Source organism: Mesorhizobium sp. M1163, from assembly GCF_040318415.1.
In the GTDB taxonomy this organism is placed as follows: domain Bacteria; phylum Pseudomonadota; class Alphaproteobacteria; order Rhizobiales; family Rhizobiaceae; genus Mesorhizobium.
The window spans coordinates 131,725-154,088 of record NZ_JAMYMF010000003.1 but is presented as its reverse complement, the minus strand read 5'-3'; the positions used below and the strand labels follow the sequence as shown (position 1 = coordinate 154,088).

Genomic DNA, 22,364 nt, shown 5'->3' with positions numbered 1-22,364 from the left:
CACGATGGTCCAGTCGAGCCTGGATTGAACGATCAGGCTTTCCTTCACCTCGTGGTCCACCACCTCATGGCGCAGAACCAACGGTACGATGACGCCGCCAAGTAGCGGCCCCAGTTGCCGCCGCTCGGAGATAAGCTTGACCGCACCATGCAGGCACTGACGGCGCTTGTGCGTTCGGGCAAGAATCGCATTCAGCTGGCGCTGATCAGCGACGAGACGCGATAAGGGTCTGGTGCCGCGCTTGCGCGGGGTGCCGAGGATTGGCAATCGTCACATGGGACGCTTGTCCGCGATCTTTTTCGGGTCGCGGCCTATCGTGCCGGCGTCGGCTTTCCTGTGCTTGTCGGCAAGCCTGCGAATGCGATCGAAGCGGCTTTCCTCTGCCACTTTGGTCTTCGTGGCTGCATTTGGCTTCGGGACGAATGCGATCATGGATCGATCTCCTTGCCGATGGCGCGCGCCGGGGAATATCCCCCGGCGGCTGTCTTTCAGGCTTGTTTCCGGCAGCGGCTGGTCAATAGCCCATGCCGCCGGGCGAAGCAGCGGCTTCCTTGGCTGAAACGTCTGTGATCATGGCCTCAGCAGTGATCAGTAGCGCCGCAATCGAGCCCGCGTCCTGCAGCGCCGTCCGCACCACCTTCGCGGGGTCGACGATGCCGGCCTTGATCATGTCGACATAGACCTCGTTCTGGGCATCGAAGCCCTGATTGTGGTCCTTGCTGTCGGCGAGTTTGCCGACGACAATCGAACCTTCGACGCCGGAATTCTCGGCGATCTGCCGGATCGGCGCTTCGAGCGCTCTCGACACGATCGAAATGCCCGCCGTTACATCGGCATTGGCTCCGGTCAGCCCGTTCAGCACAGCCTTGGCGCGCAGCAACGCGACGCCGCCGCCGGGAACGATGCCTTCCTCGACGGCCGCGCGGGTGGCGTTCAGCGCATCGTCGATGCGGTCCTTCTTTTCCTTGACCTCGGATTCGGTGGCGCCGCCGACGCGGATGACGGCAACGCCGCCCGCCAGCTTGGCGAGACGTTCCTGCAGCTTCTCCTTGTCGTAGTCGGAAGTGGTTTCCTCGATCTGCCCCTTGATCTGCTGGACGCGCGCCTGGATGGTGGCCTTCTCGCCGGCGCCGTCGATGATCGTGGTGGTGTCCTTCTCGATCAGCACGCGCTTGGCGCGGCCGAGCATGTCTATGGTGATGTTCTCCAGCTTGATGCCGAGATCCTCGGAAATCATCTGTCCGGCGGTGAGCACGGCGATGTCTTCCAGCATCGCCTTGCGGCGGTCACCGAAGCCAGGCGCCTTGACGGCCGCGACCTTGAGGCCGCCGCGCAGCTTGTTGACGACCAGCGTCGCCAGCGCTTCGCCCTCGACGTCCTCGGAGATGATCAACAGCGGCCTGCCGCTTTGCACCACGGCTTCGAGGATGGGCAGCAGCGCCTGCAGATTGCCGAGCTTCTTTTCGTGGATGAGCACGTAAGGGTCTTCCAGCTCGGCGCGCATCTTCTCGGCATTGGTGACGAAATAGGGCGAGAGATAGCCACGGTCGAACTGCATGCCTTCGACGACGTCGAGTTCGGTTTCGGCGGTCTTGGCCTCCTCAACGGTGATGACGCCGTCATTGCCGACCTTGTCCATCGCCTTGGCGATCATGGCACCGACGCTGGTGTCGCCATTGGCGGCAATGGTGCCGACCTGCGCGATCTCGCCTGAGGACTTGACCTTCTTGGCTCGAGCCTGGATTTCCTTGACGACGGCGGTGACGGCAAGGTCGATGCCGCGCTTGAGGTCCATCGGGTTCATGCCGGCGGCAACGAATTTGGCGCCCTCGCGCAGGATGGAAGCGGCAAGCACCGTGGCGGTGGTGGTGCCGTCGCCGGCGAGGTCGTTGGTCTTCGAGGCCACTTCGCGCACCATCTGTGCGCCCATGTTCTCGAACTTGTCGGAAAGTTCGATTTCCTTGGCCACAGTCACCCCGTCCTTGGTGATGCGCGGCGCGCCATAGGCCTTGTCGATGATGACGTTGCGGCCCTTAGGGCCGAGCGTCACCTTGACGGCGTTGTTGAGGATTTCGACACCGCGCAGCATGCGGTCACGCGCGTCGGTGGAAAATTTGATTTCTTTGGCAGACATGATTTTTTCCAGTTCGGTTGGTTGTGGCAAGACGCTTGCAGCGCGCCTGAATCAAAGCTTGGAGCATCCTTTGCGCGCCCGGCAGGGCGCGCGGCATTCCAGTCAGGCGGCCTTCTTGGCAGCCACGGTTTTGTCGATGATGCCCATCTCGCTCTTCTCGATGATGCCCATGATGTCGGCCTCCTTCATGATCAGAAGGTCCTCGCCGTCTATCTTGACCTCGGTGCCGGACCATTTGCCGAACAGGATGAGGTCGCCGGCCTTGACGTCGAGCGCCATCAGCGCGCCGCTTTCGTCCCGCGCGCCCGGCCCGACGGCGATCACTTCGCCTTCCTGCGGTTTTTCCTTGGCATTGTCGGGGATGATGATGCCGCCCTTGGATTTGGTGTCGCTTTCGGCGCGCCGAATGACGACGCGATCGTGGAGTGGCCGGAATTTCATGGGGACTCTTTCTGGGGCCGGCTTAGGCGGCCGCCCCTCTCTATAGGCGCCTTGGCACTCGATTGATAGGAGTGCCAAAAAATATTCATGGGGTATGTCAAATATTGAATGAATTATTTTGCCTGGCTATCCCTTGGTGTTCGGGCATTGCCGAATATTAATGAAATTGAATTTCTGTCTTTGAACACCTATTTTATGGTGAAGTTCACACTCACGACTTTCGCTGCAAGGGAGATTTTACCGATGGCCGAAGGCAATCAGAACATCATGGAAAAAGCTCAGGCTCGCTTCATGGAAAATCAAAAGAAAACGGCGGAGCGGAACAAGGCAACTGCCGAATATCTCTCGGAGGCCAAGGCCAGGGCGATCAAAACGGCAAGACTGAGGGAATTGCGACTGGCCAAGGAAGAGGCGGATCGCGCGGCGGCAGCTCTGAATCCGGTCGCCCCAAAGAAGAAGCGGGCGGCGCGGACAGTCAAGCAGGCCGTATCCGCATCGACGGAGGCCAAATCATGAGCCTGACATTTCCCAATCCCAGCCGCAGCTACGACGAGGCAAGCAAACGCATCCGCTTCGTCGGCCATGACGGCATGTTCCAGATTTCCTTCTCTGTCGCAACCGATGCCATCTCCAAAGTGCAGCCGGGAACGGCGGCCTCGGAAGCTACCTATCTGGCGGCCTTCGACACGGCTTCCAGCTCGATCCACGATGTCGCCAGGAATGCCTATGCCCGCACCCGCAGGAGCATATATGTGCTGACTGCGGCCGATTTTCGCTAGATCCGTCGCGATCCGTCCACAAGACGCTTTCTCGGGGCTTCCGGTCCGCCTGCATCCGCCGCGATGTCACGACTGTTCAGCCGATCGACCATCGCGTGCGCATCGCACGTGTTCATGCCGACCATGGATTGCTGCTTGAGCTCGACAGGCTGGCCGGTGAAGACGTAGAAGACGGTCCAGCTGTGAGGACGTTCCATACGCAGCGCGTAGCGGTTTGCCATCTTGGCATCCTTTAGTTTCCGCCCGATCGATGAATGTCGCGCGGTCAGGCTTGGGCGACGAAGAATATTGCCGCCAGGATAAGCACCGTCCACAAAACGACGAACAGCTTCAGGGCCAGGCTACCGTGCGCCGAGAGCAGCTCCCGAGTGCGGTTGACCAAATTCTTGATGGTCATCGACATGGTCGGCGCCGCAATCGCGACCGGCCGCGCCCTGACCCCAAGCTTTCCGAAAACAGGCAGCAGCGATGGCTCGCGCACGAAAACGACCTCGAATGTTTGGAAACCAGAATCTTCATAGCATCGTTCTTCGAACGCCCTGCACGCCAAATGAATTCGCGTCACCCTCAAGGGCGTCCGTGACGCGAAAGGCCGCGGCGTCGCGGGTTCCAGTAGCAGGGCTTATTCCCGAGATCATGAAGGTTCATAATCCGTATGAGACGCGCTGATTCGCGCTTTGCCGGGATGCCGCCATGCAACGCAGCTACGCAGCAGGGAGGTCGACGCGACGGGCGAGGGGAAAGACAATGACCGCGCCACCCGTCGAATTGCAGAAGGCCATATTCGAGGCAGTGAATGGCGATCCCGATTTATCGGCGGCACTGGGCGACGCAAGATTGTTCGACCGTGCGCCGGAAAATGTTGCGTTTCCCCACATGACCTTCGGCCGCACCAGCGTTTACGACTGGGCTACGGGCACGGAGAACAACGCCGAGCAGTTGCTGACGCTGCATGTCTGGTCGAAGTCCGAGGCCAGCAAGGAAACGCTCGACATCATGGACCTGGTCAGCGCCCGCTTGCGAGATGCGGCACTCTCGCTTGGCGAACATCGCCGCGCCTATCTCAAGCTCGAATTCGCCGAAGCCCGCTACGACGAGGACCTTTCGGCCCACCACGGGCTGCTGCGTTTCCGCGCCATGATCGAGGATGAGGGCTGACCGCCGGCCACTTTCTGTAAGAATCGGGCAATTTTGTTCTTGCTTTGTGCCGGCAGCTATGCTACTAATTTCACTATGGTGCTGATTGGCGCCAACGACCCGCCGCCGAGCGGGTTTTTTTGTTTCAGGTCGGTTCGCCTGAACCTGCCTTCGGTTGCCGGATCGATTGTCCCGGATCGATTGTCGAAGTCGGCGCACACCTGAAGCGATTGCCTTCTCCGCCAAATGATGCCGGTTGTCGGCGAACGATCGGAGGGCTAGGTTAAACTTTGGCGATTTCGCGAGACGGGCGGCGAAATGGCAATCCGGTAATCTCGCGCTTCAGGGGTGTGGCGGGCATGCATTCGAGCGTTCACCGTTCATATCACGTTCAGCACCGGCGCGTTAGAACGCTGACCATGAACATCCTTCGCTCCCACTTCCGGACCGCGGCACTGGCGCTCTCAGCCGCCGGTCTGCTTGCGTCGCAGGCGATGGCGATCCCCGTTGTCGTGCCCGAGCAGCCCCAGCCGGTCGTCCTCGCCGCCTCCGACTGCTATGCGATCGGCCAGCAGGTGGCCGAGCAGAATGGCGGCACCCTGGCCAAGGCCTCGCAGTCGACACGCGGCGGCCAGCCGGTCTGCGTCATCGTCGTGCTGGTTCCGGGCAAAGAAGGGCAGCGTCCGCGTCGCTCGGAGATCGTCGTTCCGCTGAACTGAACCGTGCCGTTTCCCAGTCTGCCGGAATCGGCCTATATCTGAACAGCTTCAACAGGCCTCCCGCATGCGCGTACTCGTCGTCGAAGATGACAAGGATCTCAACCGGCAGATCGGCGACGCGCTGGTCGATGCCGGCTATGTCGTCGATCGCGCTTTCGACGGCGAGGAAGGGCACTTTCTCGGCGACACCGAGCCCTACGATGCCGTCGTGCTCGACATCGGCCTGCCGCAGATGGACGGCATCAGCGTGGTCGAGCGCTGGCGCCGTGGCGGCCGCAAGATGCCGGTGCTGATCCTGACGGCACGCGACCGCTGGAGCGACAAGGTTGCCGGTATCGACGCAGGCGCCGACGACTACGTCACCAAACCTTTCCACATCGAGGAAATCCTGGCCAGGGTGCGGGCCTTGATCCGGCGTGCCGCCGGGCATGCCTCGTCGGAGCTGACCTGCGGACCGCTGCGCCTCGACACCAAGGCCTCCAAGGCCGACGTCGATGGTGTACCGCTGAAGCTGACATCGCATGAATTCCGCCTGCTTGCCTATTTGATGCACCATATGGGCGAGGTCGTGTCCCGGACCGAACTGGTCGAGCATCTCTACGATCAGGATTTCGACCGCGATTCCAATACGATCGAGGTCTTCGTCGGAAGGCTTCGCAAGAAGATGGGCATCGACATGATCGAAACCGTTCGCGGCATGGGCTACCGCATGCGTAAGCCGGAGGCGTAACGCGGAACCGCTGCCTACAAAACCCGCCGTCTCGAACACGCCGTCGCTGCGGTCATGGCCGCGTTCGCTGGCGTTTCGCGTCATCGCCTTTTCCACGGTCTGGGCGATCCTCACTCTGGTCGTCATCTTCACCTTGATCACCACGCTCTATCGCCAGGCCAGCGAGCGCGGTTTCGACAGCCTGCTCTCGGCGCATCTGTTCAACCTGATCGGCTCGGTCGGCGTTTCCGAAAGCGGCCAATTGACCGGCGCTCCCGACCTTGGCGATTTGAGGTTCTCGGAGCCGAATTCCGGCTGGTACTGGTCGGTCGAGCCCGCCTCGGAAGGCGTGCACGGCGATCTCCATTCGTCGTCGATGACCAAGGCGATCCCGTCGCCAAGCGTTGCCGAGGTGCCATTCAATGCCAGCTTCCAGCGCAGTTATTCGGCGGACGGCATCGAAGGCGAGCAACTGGAGGTGTTCGAGAGCGAGTTCGTCCTCGATGCGAAAAACCGCGCCGCGCGCTTCCGTGTCATGGGCAACCAGACCGAGCTCGAGCAGGAAATCGCCACCTTCCAGCGGCGCCTTTTGACCTATCTGTCGCTGTTCGGCGTCGGCATGATCGCCATCAATGCAATCGCCATCCTGCTCGGCCTGCAGCCGCTGCGCCGGGTCAGGAATGCCCTTGCCATGGTGCGCGAAGGAACTGCGCAACGGCTCGACGGCCGCTTCCCGGCCGAGATCGAGCCGCTCGCCAACGAGACGAATGCGCTGATCGAGAACAACAGGCGTATCGTCGAGCGGTCGCGCACGCAGGTCGGCAACCTCGCGCACTCGCTGAAGACGCCGCTGGCCGTGCTGCTCAACGAGGGGCGGGCGCTGGGTGGCGCCAAGGGCCAGCTCATCGCCGAGCAGGCCGCTTCCATGCAGAAGCAGGTCGACCACTATCTGCAACGTGCCCGCGTTGCCGCGCAGCGCGACAGCGTCGTTTACCGCACGCCGGTGGCGCCGCTGGTCCAGCGCATGGTGCGCGTGCTGCAGAAGCTCAACCCGCGGACCGCGCTCTCGCTCTCGCTGCCGGCCACCGACATCGTCTTTGCCGGCGAACGTGAGGACCTTGAGGAGCTGCTCGGCAATCTGCTCGACAATGCGATGAAATGGGCAAGGAGCGCGGTCGCCGTTTCCGTCAAGCCCATCGCCGGCAGGGAAGGGGCGGCCAATCTGTTCGAGATAGCCATCGAGGATGACGGCCCCGGCATTCCCGAAGACAAGGCGCGCGAGGCATTGCAGCGCGGACGGCGTCTCGACGAGACAAAACCCGGCAGCGGGCTCGGACTTGCCATTGTCGCCGACCTTATCAACGAGTATGGAGGCGTTCTGGCGCTGGAACGATCCGTCATGGGTGGATTGAAGGCGGTGGTTCGATTGCGGAGCCTTCAGTAATGCTTTTCCGGGCGGCTGGCTGCGGCCAAATTTCCGATAAACATCGACATTATGGCCGCGCCAGCCTGCTGACAGCGCGGCGGTCCAGCTCAAGAAAGCCGGTATTGGCATGAAGATTCGCGTCGCGCTCGTTTCCGCCCTGCTCGCCGTCTCCGGCTGTACGACGCTCGGCAAGGGCCCAGCCGTTACGGTGACACCGGCCGCCACGCCTCCCAGTGGCGCCAAGGTCGCGACGACGATCATCGCCGCCATGGGCGGCGGCCTCGTCGGTGGCTCGATCGGCACCGGCTTGAGCGAGACCGAGAAGCGCAGCGCGCTCGAGGCGGAATACAAGGCGCTTGAATATACGGCGAGCGGCCAGAAGGTGGCGTGGAAGAGCGACAGTTCGGCCCATCGCGGCGAAGTTGTCGCCGCCCAGCCCTATCGCGTCGGCTCGCAGGACTGCCGGCAATACACCCATACGGTGTTTACCGGCGCTGCCGGCGCCACCGCGCGCGGAACCGCCTGTCGCAATGCCGACGGCAGCTGGACCCCGCTGACGTAGCTCGCCGGCCGTTAATACACCGATCCCGGTCCGGCACTATCGATCGGAGCGGTCCCGTCAAAGCGTCGCAGCACGCTTGTGTTGGCAGGGCAAGGGTCTCGTTCTATTGGAAGAGCCATGCTGTTCTGGGTCATAGCCGCAATCCTGACGCTGGGCGCAAGCCTGGCGGTGCTGCTGCCGTTGGCGGGCGAAACAAAGAACACGTCCGCTGCCGGCGATCACGACCTTGAAGTCTATCGCGACCAATTGGCCGAGCTTGACCGCGACGTGGCGCGTGGCCTGATCCGGCCAATGGAGGCCGAAGAGGCGCGCGCCGAGATCGCCCGCCGCATCCTTCGCCTGAGCAATGCCGGCCCGGCCGGCACGACGGCGACACAGCGGTCGACAAGGCTGGTGGCGACCGCTGCCGTGCTGGTGGTTCCGCTGGTTAGCTGGGGCCTTTACGGCCAGCTCGGCTCACCCGACCTGCCGTCGCAGCCGCTCAGCGAACGCCTGGCCAAGAACCCCGCCGACAGCTCGGTGGACGAGCTGGTGGCACGCGCCGAAGCGCACCTTGCGGCCAACCCGTCCGATGGCCGCGGCTGGGACGTGCTGGCGCCGGTCTATCTGCGCATGCAGCGATACGCCGATGCGGTAACCGCCTACCGCAATGCCATTCGCCTTGACGGCGACAGTGCCGCCCGTCAAGCCGGCCTCGGCGAGGCGATCGCCAATGCGGCCGGCGGCATCGTTTCAGCCGATGCGCAGGCAGCGTTCGAGGCGGCGTTGAAGCTCGATCCGGCCAACCCGAAGGCCACGTTCTATCTCGCCATGGCCATGGCACAGGAAGGCCGCATAGCTGAAGCCACGGCGGCCTGGCAAAAGATGCTCGCCGCCTTACCGCAAGGCTCGCCGTGGCGCGGCGCCGTCGAGCAGGCGCTCGCTGAATCCGCCGCCCGCAACGTCGCTTCGGAGGCGCCCGCGAAAGGGCCGAGCGCCGAAGATATCGATGCTGCCTCCTCGATGTCGCCGCAGGACCGGCAAGCCATGATCAGCACCATGGTTGCCGGCCTCGACGAAAAGCTTCGGCAAAATCCGCGCGACGAGGAAGGGTGGATGCAGCTCGTTCGTTCCTATGCCGTGCTGGGCAAGACAGATCAGGCGCGTGACGCACTCAATCGCGGTATCGCCGTCTTTGGCGCGGACAGCGACCAGGCCAGGAAATTCACCGCCTTTGCCGCCTCGCTCGGCGTGACGGCGACGGAGTAGACGATGACGCGCAAGCAGAAACGACTGTCGGTGATCGCTGCGGGGCTGGCCTTCCTCGGGGTTGCCACCGGGCTGACCTTCTATGCGCTCGGCCAGAAGGCCTCCTACTTCTACATGCCGGCCGATCTGGCCACCGCCAGCCTTCAGCCGGGCCAGCGTATCAGGCTCGGCGGCCTCGTCGAAAAAGGCACAGTAGAGCGTAGCCAGGGCGCCACCGTCGCCTTTTCGGTGACCGACAACCAGAAGGACGTCAAGGTTACCTATACCGGCATTCTTCCCGACCTTTTCCGGGAAGGGCAGGGCGTGATCACCGAAGGCTCGTTCGGCCCTGACGGAATCTTTGTCGCCGACAGCGTGCTCGCCAAGCATGATGAGACCTATATGCCCAAGGAAGTGGCCGACGGCCTCAAGGCCAAGGGCGTCTGGCAGGAGAGCAAGAGTGACTAGAGAGGTTCCGCAAAAGTGTTCCACGGTTTTGCGGCAAGAACCTGCGGCAAAACCTGGCGAGCGCGGCGACAATGGTTGAAACCGGACATTTCGCCCTGGTCCTGGCGTTTGCGCTGGCCCTGGTGCAGACGGTGGTGCCGCTGTTCGGTGCGCGCACCGGCAACCACAAGATGATGGCCGTCGGCGCACCCGCCGCGCTGACCGGCTTTGCCTTGACAGCGCTGTCCTTCGTGGCGCTGGCGACCGCGTATGCAGGCTCCGACTTTTCGGTGGAGAGCGTCTGGGAGAACTCGCATTCGCTGCAGCCGCTGATCTACAAGATCACCGGCACTTGGGGCAATCACGAAGGTTCGATGCTGCTCTGGGTGCTGATCCTGACCTTCTTCGGCGCGCTTGTCGCCGTCTTCGGCGGCAATCTTCCGGCGACGCTCCGGGCCAATGTGCTTGCGGTGCAGGGAGCGATCGGTGCTACTTTCTTGCTGTTCATCCTGACGACGTCGAACCCGTTCGTCAGGCTCAATCCGGCGCCCATCGAGGGCCGCGATCTCAATCCGATCCTGCAGGATCTCGGCCTCGCCATCCATCCGCCGCTGCTCTATCTCGGCTATGTCGGCTTTTCGATATGCTTTTCCTTCTCGGTCGCCGCCCTCATCGAGGGCCGCATCGACGCATCGTGGGCGCGCTGGGTGCGGCCGTGGACGCTGGTCGCCTGGATGTTCCTCACCGGCGGCATCGCCATGGGCTCCTACTGGGCCTACTACGAGCTCGGCTGGGGCGGCTTCTGGTTCTGGGATCCGGTCGAGAACGCGTCCTTCATGCCGTGGCTGGCGGGCACGGCGCTGCTGCATTCGGCGATTGTCATGGAAAAGCGCTCGGCGCTGAAGATCTGGACGCTGCTGCTGGCGATCCTGACCTTCTCGCTGTCGCTGCTCGGCACCTTCCTGGTGCGCTCCGGCGTGCTGACCTCAGTCCACGCCTTCGCCACCGATCCGACGCGCGGCGTTTTCATCCTCTGCATCCTGACGCTGTTCATTGGCGGCTCGCTGGCGCTGTTTGCCTTGCGCGCCTCCCGGCTGACGGCCGGCGGCCTGTTTCACCCGATCTCGCGCGAAGGCGCGCTGGTCCTCAACAATCTGTTCCTGACCACCGCCACCGCCACCGTGCTGGTCGGCACGCTCTACCCGCTCGTAGTCGAAGCGCTTTCGGCCGACAAGATTTCTGTCGGCGCGCCGTTCTTCAACCTGACATTCGGCCCGCTGATGGTGCCGCTGCTGGTCGTCGTGCCGTTCGGGCCACTGCTCGCCTGGAAGCGCGGCGACATTTTCGCGGTCGCCCAACGCCTGATTGCGGCTTTCGCGGCGGCGCTGCTCGCCGTGCTGGTGACCGCCCTGTTCATCGATGGCGCTTCGGTGTTGGCGGCACTCGGTGTCGGCCTTGCCTTCTGGCTGATCTGCGGCGCGTTCACCGATCTCGCCGTCAAATCCGGCTTCGGCACCGTCGCGCCCGCCACCGTGCTCAGGCGCTTCGCCGGCCTGCCGCGCTCGGTCTTCGGCACCGCGCTTGCGCATCTCGGCCTCGGCCTGACGACGCTCGGCATTGTCGGCACGCTTTGCTTCGGCACCGAAAAAATCCTGTCGATGCATGCCGGCGATACAGTCGAACTGTCCGGCCACACCCTGCGCTTCGAGGGGCTCTACCCGGCCCAGGGGCCTAACTACAGCGAGGATCGCGGCCGCTTCGCCCTGCTTGGCGCTGACGGCAGCATCGCTGGCGAGATCACCTCAGCCAAGCGCTCATACCCGGTGCGCCAGATGACAACGACCGAATCCGGCATCAGCACGATCGGCTTCAGCCAGCTCTATCTCTCGCTTGGCGACGAGGCCAGCGACGGCTCTGTAGTCGTTCGTCTGTGGTGGAAGCCGCTGGTGACGCTGATCTGGGGTGGCGGCCTGGTGATGATGGCGGGTGCGGCGATGTCGCTGCTCGACCGCCGCCTGCGTGTCGGCGCGCCGTCGTCCCGCAAGCCGGCGGGCGCCGTGCCATCGGCGAGCCCGCCATGAGCCAAAGGGTCACGCTGGCCTCGCTGGTCCTCTTGCTGGCGCTGTTGTTCGCCGGCGCCGCGCAGGCGGTCAAGCCCGACGAGGTGCTCGCCGACCCGGCGCTCGAGGCGAGGGCGCGCGCTTTGTCGGAAGGCTTGCGCTGCATGGTCTGCCAGAATCAGTCGATCGACGAGTCCGATGCCGACCTTGCCCGTGACCTGCGCATCCTTGTGCGCCAGCGCCTGGTCGCCGGCGATACCGACCGGCAGGTGATGGACTATGTCGTTTCGCGCTACGGCGAATTCGTGCTGCTGAAGCCACGCTTCAATCTGCGCAACGCCTTGCTCTGGGGGACGCCAGTTCTTCTGCTGCTCGTTGGCGGGACGTTCATCCTGCTGGCCGCTCGCTCGCGCCGCTCGACAGCGACCGCTGCCCTGACCTCGGACGAGAAGGCGGCGTTGGACGCGATACTCCGCCGCGATTGATCCTAACATTACGAAAGTTTCATGTACCGGAAATGGCGCCGTAATGTGCGGCTCTCTATTTCCTTTGTCGAGGATGCCAATCAAGGGGCGTCCCTTGAAAAGAGGATACGAGAACCATGAATGTTGCCCCCAATTCATATCTTCGCACCCGCAAACGCCTGCTGGCCGCAGCCGCATCCCTAGCCATTGCCGGCGCGATCGGCTTTGGTGCTGTTGCCACCGGGACAGCCCCGGTTCTGGCCGATGCCGTGCGTGTCGAGGCACCGCAGGTCCCGAGCTTCGCCGATGTGGTCGAGCGCGTTTCGCCGGCGGTCGTCAGCGTGCGCGTCAAGGCCAAGATCCAGTCGACGGCCGATGACGGTTCCGGCCAGATGGACGACGAGGACGGCCTAGGCAATCTTCCCGACAATCCGCAGCTGCGCCGGTTCTTCCGCGAATTCCGCGGCTTTGGCGACCAAGGCGGCGACCAGGGTCCGAACGGAATGCGCCGTTTTGGACACCGTGACCGCAACAACGACCAGCCGCGGCCGGTGGCGCAAGGGTCGGGCTTCTTCATCTCCGATGACGGCTATCTCGTCACCAACAACCATGTCGTCGAGGAAGGCACCGCCTTCACCGTGGTGACCAATGACGGCAAGGAGCTTGACGCCAAGCTGATCGGCACCGATCCGCGCACCGACCTTGCCGTGCTCAAGGTCGATGACGGCAACAAGTTCACCTATGTCGACTTCGCCGATGATTCCAAGGTTCGCGTCGGCGACTGGGTGGTGGCTGTCGGCAATCCGTTCGGCCTCGGCGGCACGGTTACCGCAGGCATCGTTTCGGCCCGCGGCCGCGATATCGGCGCCGGCCCCTATGACGACTTCATCCAGATCGACGCCTCGGTGAACCGCGGCAATTCGGGCGGCCCGACCTTCAACCTCAACGGCCAGGTCGTCGGCATCAACACCGCGATCTTCTCGCCGTCGGGCGGTAGCGTCGGCATTGCCTTCGACATTCCCGCTTCGACCGCCAAGCAGGTCGTGCAGGATCTGATGAAAAACGGCACAGTCCAGCGCGGCTGGCTCGGCGTCGAAATCCAGCCGGTCACGCCCGAAATCGCCGAGTCGCTTGGCCTTGGGTCCGGCAAGGGCGCGCTCGTTGCCAGCGCGCAGGACAACAGTCCCGGCAAGAAGGCCGGCATCACCGCAGGTGACGTGATCACTCAGGTGGACGGCAAGGACGTTGCTTCGCCGAAGGAACTCGCCCGTCTGATCGGCGCTTACCCGCCCGGCAAATCGGTCGATGTCACGGTGTGGCGCAACGGCAAGAGCGAGGCGGTCAAGGTCGATCTCGGCAAGCTGCCGTCCAGCGACAAGCAGGCCTCGGCCGACCAGCAGCCTGCACCCGCGCCGAAGACCGATACGCTGGCCGATCTCGGCCTGACCGTCACCAAGTCCGACAACGGCAAGGGTCTTGTGGTTACCGATGTCGACCCCGACAGCGATGCCGCCGATCGCGGCATCCAGCCCGGCGACGTCATCACCTCCGTCAATTCGACGGAGGTGACCGGCACCGGCGACGTCGACAAGGCGATGGCCGACGCGGTGAAGTCCGGACGCAAGGCGGTGCTGATGCAGATCACCCGCGACGACAGCAACCGCTTCGTCGCGCTGCCTGTCGCCAAGGGCTGACGACCGGTTCGACTTTTCCGGTGCGGCGGTTTTCACACCCCCGAGCCGCCGCACGGGAAAGCACGGGGGCCTGAATACGTTAGTCAGTCATCGTGTTCCGCCCCAGCGGCAGCGGGCTTCCCATCGCCCGCTGCCGCTCGAACATGCCGCTCAAAGCGTGAAGCGGTTTTAGGCTACGACATGCTAAAACAAAGACTTACCGCGTATCCCTGAATCACTTTGTTCGCGATACGCCATGGAGACGGCCACGATGCATATGCCGGCCACTCAATCTTCCAGTGAAATCGCGTATAACGGTTCTATGAAGATTCTCGTCATAGAAGACGATCGCGAGGCGGCCGACTACCTGCAGAAGGCGTTCGCCGAGGCCGGCCATACCGCCCATGTCGCCGGCGACGGCGAAACCGGCTTCGCACTCGCTGATTCCGGCGACTATGACGTCATGGTCGTCGACCGCATGATGCCGCGCCGCGACGGCCTGTCCGTCATTGCCGGGCTCAGGTCCAGAGGCAATACGACGCCCGTGCTGATCCTGTCGGCGCTCGGCGAAGTCGACGACCGGGTCACCGGTCTGCGTGCCGGCGGCGACGACTATCTGACCAAGCCCTACGCCTTTTCCGAACTGCTCGCCCGCGTCGAGGTGCTGAACCGCCGCGCCAGCGCCAGGGAGGCAGAAACCGTCTACCGGGTCGGTGATCTCGAACTCGACCGGCTGTCGCATTCGGTGCGGCGCGCCGGGCGCGAGATAACGCTACAGCCGCGCGAGTTCCGCCTGCTCGAATATTTGATGCGCCATGCCGGCCAGGTAGTGACGCGCACCATGCTGCTCGAGAACGTCTGGGACTACCATTTCGATCCGCAGACCAACGTCATCGACGTTCATATCTCGCGGCTGCGCGGCAAGATTGAGAAGGGCTTCGACAAGCCGATCCTGCACACGGTTCGCGGCGCCGGCTATATGCTGAAAAGCGGCTAGAACCCTATGGCTCTTTCCGTGCCGGCCATCATGAGGACGACGGCAGCGCGGCTTTCAGCGCTTTATCTTCTGCTTTTTGCGCTGTGCGCGGTGCTGCTGGTCTTGTACATGACCTCGCTCTCGGCGCGCATGCTGACCGCCCAGACGCAGGAGACGATCAACGACGAGGTACTCGGCCTTGCCCGCGCCTATCAGCGCGGCGGCCTGCCGGTGCTGGTCCGCGTCGTCGAGCAGCGCTCCCGCCAGCCCGGCGCCAATCTCTATCTGATCGCCGACGCCAACGGCCAGATCCTGACTGGCAACGTGCAGAGCCTGGAGCCGGGCGTGATTGAGGCCGAGGGCTGGACCACCGAACCGTTCTCCTACCGCCGCTTCGGCGAGGGCGAGCTCGAGCGGCAGCGCAACCCGGTCTCCGACCCGAACGAGCCCGCGCAGAACGAGGTCCAGGCCGAAGGCGAGAAAGGCCACAACGCCATCGCCCTGGTGCTGCGCCTGCCCAACCAGATGATCATGCTGGTTGGCCGCGACCTCGGCGAGCCGGAGCGCTTCCGCGCCGTCATTCGCCGCGCCTTGATGCTGGCGCTCGGCATGATGGGCGTCGGCGGGCTGCTGATCTGGTTCTTCGTCGGGCGCGCTGCGCTGAAGCGCATCGACAGTGTGTCGGAGGCGAGCCGCCGCATCATGGGCGGCGATCTTTCCGGCCGGCTGCCGGTCACCGGCGCCGGCGACGAGTTCGACCGGCTGTCGGAAAACCTCAATTCCATGCTGGCCAGGATCGCCACGCTGAACGAGGGACTGAAGCAGGTCTCCGACAACATCGCCCACGACCTGAAAACGCCGCTGACCAGGCTGCGCAATCGCGCCGAAGCGACGCTTTCCGGCAAGCACAACACCAGCGACTACCGACAGGCGCTGGAAGGAACGATCGCCGAATCCGATCAGCTGATAAAGACCTTCAACGCCATCCTGATGATCTCACGGCTGGAGGCCGGCTATTCCTCCGAAAGCACCACCAGGGTCGACCTGGCCGCTGCCGTGCACGACGTCGTCGAACTCTACGAGCCTGTGGCGGAAGAGGCGGGTGTGACGCTCGAAACCTCGGTACAGGGTGCCTTCGCCGTCAACGGCAATCGCGAGCTGATCGGCCAGGCGCTGTCCAATATCGTCGACAACGCGATCAAATATTCGACCGACTCGACCTCCAGGCCTACGGTTCGCGTGACGCTGGAGCGTATCGATGGCGAGATCAGGCTTGCTGTTTCCGACAACGGCCAGGGCATTCCCGACGATGTCGACCGCGCCAGGGTGACCGAGCGTTTCGTGCGGCTGGAAAAGAGCCGCTCGCAGCCGGGTTCCGGCCTTGGCTTGAGCCTCGCCAAGGCGATCATGACGTTCCACAATGGACGGCTTGCGCTTCTGCCCGGCAATCCCGGATTGTCCGTCGTCATGAGTTTTCCCGGGCGGGAGGATCGCTGATGGTGGCGAGGATGGCAGCGCGACGCCGCGAGACGGACTGGCTTTTGAAGCCGGCGGTAAAGCTCGTTCCGCTGGATGCAAGCCGCGCCAGGCAGGAATTGGCGGAGATCGCCGACGCCGCGCGGCAGGAAGAACTGCCGCGACTGGCGAAATTTCTCGCCGGCAAGGGGGTCGTCCAGGATTTCCTCGCCGCCGTTTTCGACCTGTCGCCGTTCCTGCGCGATACCGCGCGCCGCCGGCCGCGAATCCTCGATGCGCTTTTTGACGAGACCATCGAGGCGCGGCTGTCATCGATCGGCGCCGCGGTCGACAAGGCAGCGCGCGCAGAGGCCGTCTCCGAAGGCAGCCTGATGATGGAGCTGCGCCGATGCAAGGCGGAGGCGCATTTCCTGATCGCCTTGGCCGATCTCGCCGGCGAGGCCGAGACTTCGCTGACGGTGCGGCGACTGAGCGACCTTGCCGACGCCTGCACGCGTGCAGCCGTCGATTTCCTGCTCCGCGACGCGCATGAGCAAGGCAAGCTCAGTTTGCCGGATCCGAAAAATCCGGCGCAACGCTCGGGCTGGATCCTGCTCGGCATGGGCAAGCTCGGTGCGCATGAGCTGAACTTCTCCTCCGACATCGACCTCGTCGTCTTCTTCGACCCCGATGCGCCTGCCGTCGTCGATCCGCTCGATGCCACCGAGCTGTTTTCGCGCCTGACCCGCCGGCTGGTCCGTATTCTGCAGGACCGCACCGAGCACGGTTACGTCTTCCGCACCGATCTCAGGCTTCGTCCCGACCCCGGCTCGACGCCGCTGGCGATCCCGGTCGAGGCGGCGCTGCGCTACTATGAGGCGCGCGGCCAGAACTGGGAGCGCGCCGCCATGATCAAGGCGCGCCCGGTGGCTGGCGATCTTGCCGCCGGCGCCGCGTTCCTGAAGGAACTGCAGCCCTATATCTGGCGCAAATACATGGACTATGCGGCGATTGCCGACGTCCATTCGATCAAGCGCCAGATCCACGCCCACAAGGGCCATGGCGAGGTCGCGGTCAAGGGCCACAACGTCAAGCTCGGCCGCGGCGGCATCCGCGAGATCGAGTTCTTCGTCCAGACCCAGCAGCTCATCGCCGGCGGTCGCTTTCCCGAACTGCGCGGCCGCGAGACCGTGCCGATGCTTGGCGAACTCTCCGCGCGTGGCTGGATCACTGCGGATGCGCGCGAGGCGCTCACCAGGCAATACTGGTTCCTGCGCCGCGTCGAGCACGCCATCCAGATGGTTGCCGACCAGCAGACGCACATCCTGCCGGAGGACGAAGAGGGGCTGGAGCGCGTCGCCCGCATGTTGGGCTTTGCCGATGCGGCAGGCTTTGCCGAAGCGTTTCGCGCGGCGCTGCACCAGGTCGAGCGCCACTATGCAGCGCTGTTTGAAACCGCGCCGGAGCTTTCGGCAGGCATCGGCAATCTGGTCTTTACCGGCGACGTCGACGATCCCGACACCTTGCAGACCCTGAAGCGGCTCGGCTTCCAGCGGCCGAGCGACATCTGCCGGGTTATCCGCGGCTGGCACTTCGGCCGGTATCGTGTCACCCGGTCGGCGGAAGCGCGCGAGCGGCTGACCGAACTGACGCCGGCGCTGCTGCAAGCCTTCGGCCAGACGCGGCGGGCGGACGAGGCAGTGATCCGCTTCGACGAATTCCTTGCCGGCCTGCCTGCCGGCATCCAGCTGTTTTCGCTGCTGCATTCGAACCCGGCTTTGCTGAAGCTGATGGCGACGATCATGGGCGCGGCACCGCGGCTGGCCGCCATCATCACGCGCCGGCCACATGTCTTCGACGGCCTGCTCGATCCGGCGCTGCTGAGCGAATTGCCCAACCGCGCCTATCTGTCGGCGCGTCTTACCGCCTTCCTCGAAGGCGACAGAGCCTATGAGGATGTGCTCGACCGACTGCGCATATTTGCTTCGGAGCAAAAGTTCCTGATCGGCGTAAGGCTGCTTGCCGGGTCAATCGATCCGCCGCGCGCCGGCCGCGCTTTTTCCGACCTCGCCGATCTGACCATCGAGGCGGCATTGCAGACGGTGACGGCGGAATTTGTGCTGCGTCATGGCCGTATTGCCGGCGGCAGGGTCGCACTGCTCGGCATGGGGAAGCTCGGCAGCCGCGAACTGACGGCAGGTTCCGACGTCGACCTCATCCTGCTCTACGATCACGACGCCGATGCCGAGGAGTCCGACGGCGACAAGCCGCTTGCCCCGTCGCATTACTACAGCCGGCTGACGCAGCGGCTGATCGCCGCCGTTTCCGCGCCGACGGCCGAGGGCGTGCTCTATGAGCTCGACCTTCGCCTGCGGCCGTCCGGCAACAAGGGGCCGGTGGCCACCCATGTCGATGCTTTCAAGAAGTATCAGCGCCAGGACGCCTGGACATGGGAGCACATGGCGCTGGCGCGCGCCCGCACGATCGGCGGCGATGCCGAGCTCTGCCGCGAGGTCGAAGGGGAAGTTGCCGCAGTGCTCGCTCTGCCGCGCGATCCAGCCAAGGTGATGGCCGAGGCATCCGAGATGCGCGCCATGGTCGACAAGGAGAAGCCGCCGCGCGATACCTGGGACATCAAGCTGATCCCGGGCGGCCTCATCGATCTCGAATTCATCGCCCAGGTTGCGGTGATCACCGGAAAGATCGAGGCAGGCCGCAGGGCCACCGGCACGGCTGACATCCTGTCGCGCCTGGCGCCGGATTTCGCCAGCGCCCAGGTCAGGCAGGAACTGGTGGATGCCTATTCGCTCTATCTGGCGCTGACCCAGATAATACGGCTTTGCCTTACCGGCGCGTTCGAACGCGACGACGTTCCGCCAGGGCTTTCGGATCTGCTTCTGGCGGTCACCGACCTGCCGGATTTCGGTGTGCTTGAAGCGCACCTCAAGGAGACGTCGCAGAAGGTCAGAAAGGATTTTGACCTTTTGCTTCGTGCGAAACAACCGTGACGGCAATCGGCCGAACGGGCGAGAGCATCGGAGCCAAAAGTGGCGACCTGCTTTGGGAGCTTCCGATGCTCAAACAAGGAGATAGAGCGGGGATTGAAGATCTGCCGCTCTAGCATCGGGGGTGACGATGCAACAGGAGAAGACCATGAGAAAGACGACCAGACTTGCACTCGTTTTCGCAGCCCTGGCCGGCGCCGTCGGCACCGCTGCCTATGCAGACGAGCACTCCGGCGCCGGGCCGCGCGAGGGCATGATGATGCGCCTCGGTAAGGTCATGAAGGACAATGAAGGCACCATCACCTTCGACCAGTTCTCCGACGCCATGAACGCGCGGCTGAAGAAGATGGTCGCCGACAATGGCGGCAAGCTGACCGTGGCACAGCTCGCCGACGCGCTGGAGAAGGCACGCTTCGAGCAGATGGCCAGGCGCATCATCGCCCGCTACGACACCAAGGGCGACGGCACGCTGACCGCCGACGACATCACCAGCCGCCAGAAGAAGGTGTTCGCCATGCTCGACCGCGACAATGACGGCAAGATCGAGAAGAACGAACTGCCGAAGGGTCCCGGCCGTCACCACCAATGGGGCGGCGACGGCAATGACGGCATGCAGTGAGAATTAATAACCTCTCCGGCGGCGCGAGCCGCCGGAGACTTATTTTGTCGTTTCAGGCAGCGGCCTTGACCGCCTGCGTGGCTTTCTTGATCGGGATGCGTACCGAGACGATCGTGCCGACGCTTTCGGTCGAGCGGATCTTCAACGCGCCACCCTGAAGCTCGGCCAGCGAGCGCGAGATGGCGAGGCCGAGGCCGGAGCCGGCATGGCTCTTGGAGAACTGGTTTTGCACCTGTTCGAACGGCCGCCCGAGCTTGCTCAGCGCCGCCTTCGGGATGCCGCAGCCATTGTCCTCGATCGTCAGGATCAGCGCGCTGGAAATGCTGCGGGCCCTGACCGAGATGTGGCCGCCTTGCCCGGTGAACTTCACGGCATTCGATAACAAATTGATGAGGATCTGCTTGATCGCCCTGCGGTCGGCGAACAGCGTCAGCGAATCGGCGATGCGGGTTTCGACGGTGATCGATTTTTCCGCCGCCTGCAGCGAAACGACGCGAACCGTTTCCCTGATCAGCGGGCAGAGATCGATTTGTTCCTGATCCAGCGCGAACTGGCCGGCCTCGATCTTCGACATGTCGAGGATATCGTTGATGACGCCGAGAAGATATTTGCCGCTGCCGTTGATGTCGGTGGCATACTCTTCGTAGCGCGGCGAACCCAGCGGCCCGAACAGGCCCCGTTCCATCAGTTCCGAAAAGCCGATGATCGCGTTGAGCGGCGTGCGCAACTCGTGCGACATATTGGCCAGGAATTCAGATTTGGCCCGGTTCGCCGCTTCCGCCCGCTCGGTTTCCTTCATGTATTTGCGATTGAGCTCGACGAGTTCGCGGGCCCGTTCTTCTTCCGCCCGACGGGCAAGGCTGAGGTCGTGGATCGTTGCCATCAAACGGCGCTCGCTGTCGACCAGCTTCTCCTGGTGCAGCTTGATCTGGGTGATGTCGGAGCCGACCGAGACGGTGCCGCCGTCCCTTGTCCGCAATTCGTTCACCTGAAGCCAGCGGCCGTCGGCAAGCTGGCGCTCGAAGGTCACGCCCCCCTGCGGTCCGTTGGTATTGGCAAGCCGCCGCTCCGAGGCGAACGCCAACATGCGTTCATCCAGCACGGCGCGCGGGGCGCCCGGCATCACGTCGCGATCCGACAGGCCGTTATCCTGCTGGTATTTGGAATTGCACATGATCAGGCGCTCGGACGAATCCCACAGCACGAAGGATTCGTTGATGTTTTCGATGGCTGTCCTCAGGCGCAGGTCCGCGGCTTCGGAGCGCAGCGCCAGGTGCCGCTGCTCGGTGACGTCGACGGCGATGCCGATCAGCTGGATCTCCGGCGCTTCCGGGTCGATAACCTGTGCTCTTGCCCGCATCCAGACCCATTGCCCGTCGGCATGACGCATCCGGAACACCTGGTCGATGTGGTCGATCTCGCGCCCGACGATCCTGTTGGCGAGTTCAAACAAATCGCCGTCCTCGGGATGGATGATTTCGTCGACTTCGCCGAACGACAGCATCGTGTCGCAAGGCTCGTAGCCCAGCATGTCGTACATCGAGCGCGACCAGTACATCTTGCCGCGCACCATGTCCCAGTCCCACAGGCCGCAGCGGCCGCGCACCAGCGCCATGTCGATGCGCTGGTGGGCTTCGAGATAGATGCGGTCGGCGGCCTGGGCGCGCGCCGCCTGGCCGAAATAGGCGTAGAGGATGATGATCAGCACGCCGGCCGTCAGCACAAACAGCGTGACGTTGAGCGAGACCGTCTTGCGCCAGGTGTCAAAAACTGCCTCCTGCGGCACAAAGGCTGCCGCGGCACCCCTTCGGCCATTCGCCAGGCTCACCGCCGCGTACCAGTCCTGTCCGCCGATGCTGACCTCCATCACCCCGGCGCGGTCGCCGAACATGAACAGCGGCTGCCCGCCCTGCACGACGCCATCGAGCGATCGCCCCTCCCAGTGCGTCGACTGCGGCGATACGGCAATGATCTTGAAGGCGCTGTCGGTGATCGCCAGTACGTGGCTTCGGCCCATCGCGCCCTGACGGCCGGTTCCCCCCAGCAGGTCCTGGATCGCGCCGGGCGTCGAAACCAAGGTCGCGTCGGCAGCGATCGAACTGGCCAGTTGGCCCGCGGCCAGCGCAAGGATCGCCTTAGCGTCGCGCTCGATCTCGTCGCGCTCGTTCATCAGCGACAGAAAGCGCAATACTGCAATGATCAACAGAAAGATGATGATGAGGGCCGGTATCGATCGCCGCAACAGCGGCTCGGCTGCCAGCAGCCGTCGGTAGGCAGGTTCGGCGATGAGCCGCGTATTGCCGGCGAGACCGTCGCTTCGCGCCTCGCGTCGCTCAAAAGCCGTCCCACCGGGCGCGCCCCACGCGTCCGCCTTCGCCATAAATGGCACTCCCCGATTTTCAATCTGCTTGACGATCCGGCAACGCCGCACTTCCGAATCGTCTGTAAAGAATCAAAGGTGATTCGCCTTGTCCAGAGGCGCGGCGAAAAAAGATTAAAAATCGACTAAAATAATGCGGTTTTCGGGCGAG

Annotated in this window: 22 protein-coding genes; 16 read left to right on the top strand and 6 right to left on the bottom strand. The window is 63.7% G+C overall.

The features are described from left to right. Positions 1-270 precede the first annotated feature (270 nt). From NKH43_RS04350 to NKH43_RS04340, 3 genes are all read right to left on the bottom strand, one after another. Positions 271-432 (bottom strand): hypothetical protein, encoded by a 162-nt coding sequence (locus NKH43_RS04350; RefSeq protein WP_023718397.1) that lies wholly within the window; start codon positions 430-432, stop codon positions 271-273. A gap of 82 nt (positions 433-514) precedes the next feature. After that, positions 515-2,134: a chaperonin GroEL gene (gene groL / locus NKH43_RS04345; RefSeq protein WP_352788997.1), complete on the bottom strand. Its 1,620-nt coding sequence runs from the start codon at positions 2,132-2,134 to the stop codon at positions 515-517. 102 nt (positions 2,135-2,236) lie between these two features. Next, a complete protein-coding gene (locus NKH43_RS04340) occupies positions 2,237-2,575 on the bottom strand; it encodes a co-chaperone GroES (protein WP_352588754.1) in 339 nt (112 codons plus the stop codon). A 243-nt stretch (positions 2,576-2,818) separates the two neighbouring features. On the opposite strand from NKH43_RS04340, the gene NKH43_RS04335 reads away from it, so the two are divergent. Further along, complete coding sequence (locus NKH43_RS04335) at positions 2,819-3,091, top strand: hypothetical protein (protein ID WP_023718395.1); 273 nt, start codon at positions 2,819-2,821, stop codon at positions 3,089-3,091. After that, positions 3,088-3,354 carry a DUF1488 family protein gene (locus NKH43_RS04330; RefSeq protein ID WP_023718394.1) on the top strand — a complete coding sequence of 89 codons (267 nt, stop codon included), beginning with the start codon at positions 3,088-3,090 and terminating at the stop codon, positions 3,352-3,354. The genes NKH43_RS04335 and NKH43_RS04330 overlap by 4 nt, the downstream gene beginning before the upstream one ends. Here the strand turns inward: NKH43_RS04330 and NKH43_RS04325 are convergent. Together NKH43_RS04325 and NKH43_RS04320 are read right to left on the bottom strand one after the other, a co-directional pair. Next, positions 3,351-3,575 (bottom strand): hypothetical protein, encoded by a 225-nt coding sequence (locus tag NKH43_RS04325; protein ID WP_031193831.1) that lies wholly within the window; start codon positions 3,573-3,575, stop codon positions 3,351-3,353. The two genes, NKH43_RS04330 and NKH43_RS04325, sit on opposite strands and share 4 nt — an antisense overlap. A 44-nt stretch (positions 3,576-3,619) precedes the next feature. Beyond that, entirely contained in the window at positions 3,620-3,835 is a 216-nt protein-coding gene (locus NKH43_RS04320) for a hypothetical protein (protein ID WP_352588751.1), read from the bottom strand. Positions 3,836-4,101: 266 nt separating this feature from the next. On the opposite strand from NKH43_RS04320, the gene NKH43_RS04315 reads away from it, so the two are divergent. From NKH43_RS04315 to NKH43_RS04250, 14 genes are all read left to right on the top strand, one after another. After that, positions 4,102-4,512 carry a DUF3168 domain-containing protein gene (locus tag NKH43_RS04315; RefSeq protein WP_023718393.1) on the top strand — a complete coding sequence of 137 codons (411 nt, stop codon included), beginning with the start codon at positions 4,102-4,104 and terminating at the stop codon, positions 4,510-4,512. Positions 4,513-4,910: 398 nt separating this feature from the next. Further along, complete coding sequence (locus NKH43_RS04310) at positions 4,911-5,210, top strand: hypothetical protein (protein ID WP_352588748.1); 300 nt, start codon at positions 4,911-4,913, stop codon at positions 5,208-5,210. Between the two features lie 64 nt (positions 5,211-5,274). After that, positions 5,275-5,940, top strand: coding sequence for a response regulator transcription factor (locus NKH43_RS04305; RefSeq protein ID WP_023718390.1), 666 nt, complete (start codon positions 5,275-5,277; stop codon positions 5,938-5,940). Positions 5,941-5,950: 10 nt separating this feature from the next. Next, positions 5,951-7,363: an ATP-binding protein gene (locus NKH43_RS04300; RefSeq protein ID WP_051409642.1), complete on the top strand. Its 1,413-nt coding sequence runs from the start codon at positions 5,951-5,953 to the stop codon at positions 7,361-7,363. A 109-nt stretch (positions 7,364-7,472) separates the two neighbouring features. After that, the gene (locus NKH43_RS04295; protein WP_023718388.1) at positions 7,473-7,907 is read left to right on the top strand and encodes an RT0821/Lpp0805 family surface protein; all 435 of its coding nucleotides are present in this window, start codon (positions 7,473-7,475) and stop codon (positions 7,905-7,907) included. Between the two features lie 117 nt (positions 7,908-8,024). Continuing rightward, positions 8,025-9,155, top strand: coding sequence for a c-type cytochrome biogenesis protein CcmI (gene ccmI / locus NKH43_RS04290; protein WP_352588743.1), 1,131 nt, complete (start codon positions 8,025-8,027; stop codon positions 9,153-9,155). A gap of 3 nt (positions 9,156-9,158) precedes the next feature. Then, positions 9,159-9,602: a cytochrome c maturation protein CcmE gene (gene ccmE / locus NKH43_RS04285; protein ID WP_023718386.1), complete on the top strand. Its 444-nt coding sequence runs from the start codon at positions 9,159-9,161 to the stop codon at positions 9,600-9,602. 71 nt (positions 9,603-9,673) lie between these two features. Next, positions 9,674-11,662 (top strand): heme lyase CcmF/NrfE family subunit, encoded by a 1,989-nt coding sequence (locus tag NKH43_RS04280; RefSeq protein ID WP_352856763.1) that lies wholly within the window; start codon positions 9,674-9,676, stop codon positions 11,660-11,662. Continuing rightward, positions 11,659-12,126, top strand: coding sequence for a cytochrome c-type biogenesis protein (locus tag NKH43_RS04275; protein ID WP_352856761.1), 468 nt, complete (start codon positions 11,659-11,661; stop codon positions 12,124-12,126). The genes NKH43_RS04280 and NKH43_RS04275 overlap by 4 nt, the downstream gene beginning before the upstream one ends. 116 nt (positions 12,127-12,242) lie before the next feature. Then, complete coding sequence (locus tag NKH43_RS04270) at positions 12,243-13,799, top strand: Do family serine endopeptidase (RefSeq protein ID WP_352856760.1); 1,557 nt, start codon at positions 12,243-12,245, stop codon at positions 13,797-13,799. 301 nt (positions 13,800-14,100) lie between these two features. Further along, entirely contained in the window at positions 14,101-14,775 is a 675-nt protein-coding gene (locus tag NKH43_RS04265; protein WP_254819962.1) for a response regulator transcription factor, read from the top strand. A 6-nt stretch (positions 14,776-14,781) separates the two neighbouring features. Continuing rightward, positions 14,782-16,251: a sensor histidine kinase gene (locus tag NKH43_RS04260; RefSeq protein ID WP_023718381.1), complete on the top strand. Its 1,470-nt coding sequence runs from the start codon at positions 14,782-14,784 to the stop codon at positions 16,249-16,251. After that, entirely contained in the window at positions 16,251-19,217 is a 2,967-nt protein-coding gene (locus NKH43_RS04255) for a bifunctional [glutamine synthetase] adenylyltransferase/[glutamine synthetase]-adenylyl-L-tyrosine phosphorylase (RefSeq protein ID WP_352856758.1), read from the top strand. The genes NKH43_RS04260 and NKH43_RS04255 overlap by 1 nt, the downstream gene beginning before the upstream one ends. Before the next feature lie 145 nt (positions 19,218-19,362). Next, a complete protein-coding gene (locus NKH43_RS04250) occupies positions 19,363-19,833 on the top strand; it encodes an EF-hand domain-containing protein (RefSeq protein ID WP_352856757.1) in 471 nt (156 codons plus the stop codon). 52 nt (positions 19,834-19,885) lie between these two features. On the opposite strand, the gene NKH43_RS04245 is transcribed toward NKH43_RS04250, so the two are convergent. After that, positions 19,886-22,213, bottom strand: coding sequence for a PAS domain-containing sensor histidine kinase (locus NKH43_RS04245; RefSeq protein WP_352856756.1), 2,328 nt, complete (start codon positions 22,211-22,213; stop codon positions 19,886-19,888). Positions 22,214-22,364 lie beyond the last annotated feature (151 nt).

Bases quoted from the DNA above. Each gene is read 5' to 3' on its own strand.
- NKH43_RS04350 (WP_023718397.1), bottom strand. From the start codon at position 432: ATGATCGCATTCGTCCCGAAGCCAAATGCAGCCACGAAGACCAAAGTG.
- groL (WP_352788997.1), bottom strand. From the start codon at position 2,134: ATGTCTGCCAAAGAAATCAAATTTTCCACCGACGCGCGTGACCGCATG.
- NKH43_RS04340 (WP_352588754.1), bottom strand. From the start codon at position 2,575: ATGAAATTCCGGCCACTCCACGATCGCGTCGTCATTCGGCGCGCCGAA.
- NKH43_RS04335 (WP_023718395.1), top strand. From the start codon at position 2,819: ATGGCCGAAGGCAATCAGAACATCATGGAAAAAGCTCAGGCTCGCTTC.
- NKH43_RS04330 (WP_023718394.1), top strand. From the start codon at position 3,088: ATGAGCCTGACATTTCCCAATCCCAGCCGCAGCTACGACGAGGCAAGC.
- NKH43_RS04325 (WP_031193831.1), bottom strand. From the start codon at position 3,575: ATGGCAAACCGCTACGCGCTGCGTATGGAACGTCCTCACAGCTGGACC.
- NKH43_RS04315 (WP_023718393.1), top strand. From the start codon at position 4,102: ATGACCGCGCCACCCGTCGAATTGCAGAAGGCCATATTCGAGGCAGTG.
- NKH43_RS04310 (WP_352588748.1), top strand. From the start codon at position 4,911: ATGAACATCCTTCGCTCCCACTTCCGGACCGCGGCACTGGCGCTCTCA.
- NKH43_RS04305 (WP_023718390.1), top strand. From the start codon at position 5,275: ATGCGCGTACTCGTCGTCGAAGATGACAAGGATCTCAACCGGCAGATC.
- NKH43_RS04295 (WP_023718388.1), top strand. From the start codon at position 7,473: ATGAAGATTCGCGTCGCGCTCGTTTCCGCCCTGCTCGCCGTCTCCGGC.
- ccmI (WP_352588743.1), top strand. From the start codon at position 8,025: ATGCTGTTCTGGGTCATAGCCGCAATCCTGACGCTGGGCGCAAGCCTG.
- ccmE (WP_023718386.1), top strand. From the start codon at position 9,159: ATGACGCGCAAGCAGAAACGACTGTCGGTGATCGCTGCGGGGCTGGCC.
- NKH43_RS04280 (WP_352856763.1), top strand. From the start codon at position 9,674: ATGGTTGAAACCGGACATTTCGCCCTGGTCCTGGCGTTTGCGCTGGCC.
- NKH43_RS04275 (WP_352856761.1), top strand. From the start codon at position 11,659: ATGAGCCAAAGGGTCACGCTGGCCTCGCTGGTCCTCTTGCTGGCGCTG.
- NKH43_RS04270 (WP_352856760.1), top strand. From the start codon at position 12,243: ATGAATGTTGCCCCCAATTCATATCTTCGCACCCGCAAACGCCTGCTG.
- NKH43_RS04265 (WP_254819962.1), top strand. From the start codon at position 14,101: ATGAAGATTCTCGTCATAGAAGACGATCGCGAGGCGGCCGACTACCTG.
- NKH43_RS04260 (WP_023718381.1), top strand. From the start codon at position 14,782: ATGGCTCTTTCCGTGCCGGCCATCATGAGGACGACGGCAGCGCGGCTT.
- NKH43_RS04255 (WP_352856758.1), top strand. From the start codon at position 16,251: ATGGTGGCGAGGATGGCAGCGCGACGCCGCGAGACGGACTGGCTTTTG.
- NKH43_RS04250 (WP_352856757.1), top strand. From the start codon at position 19,363: ATGAGAAAGACGACCAGACTTGCACTCGTTTTCGCAGCCCTGGCCGGC.
- NKH43_RS04245 (WP_352856756.1), bottom strand. From the start codon at position 22,213: ATGGCGAAGGCGGACGCGTGGGGCGCGCCCGGTGGGACGGCTTTTGAG.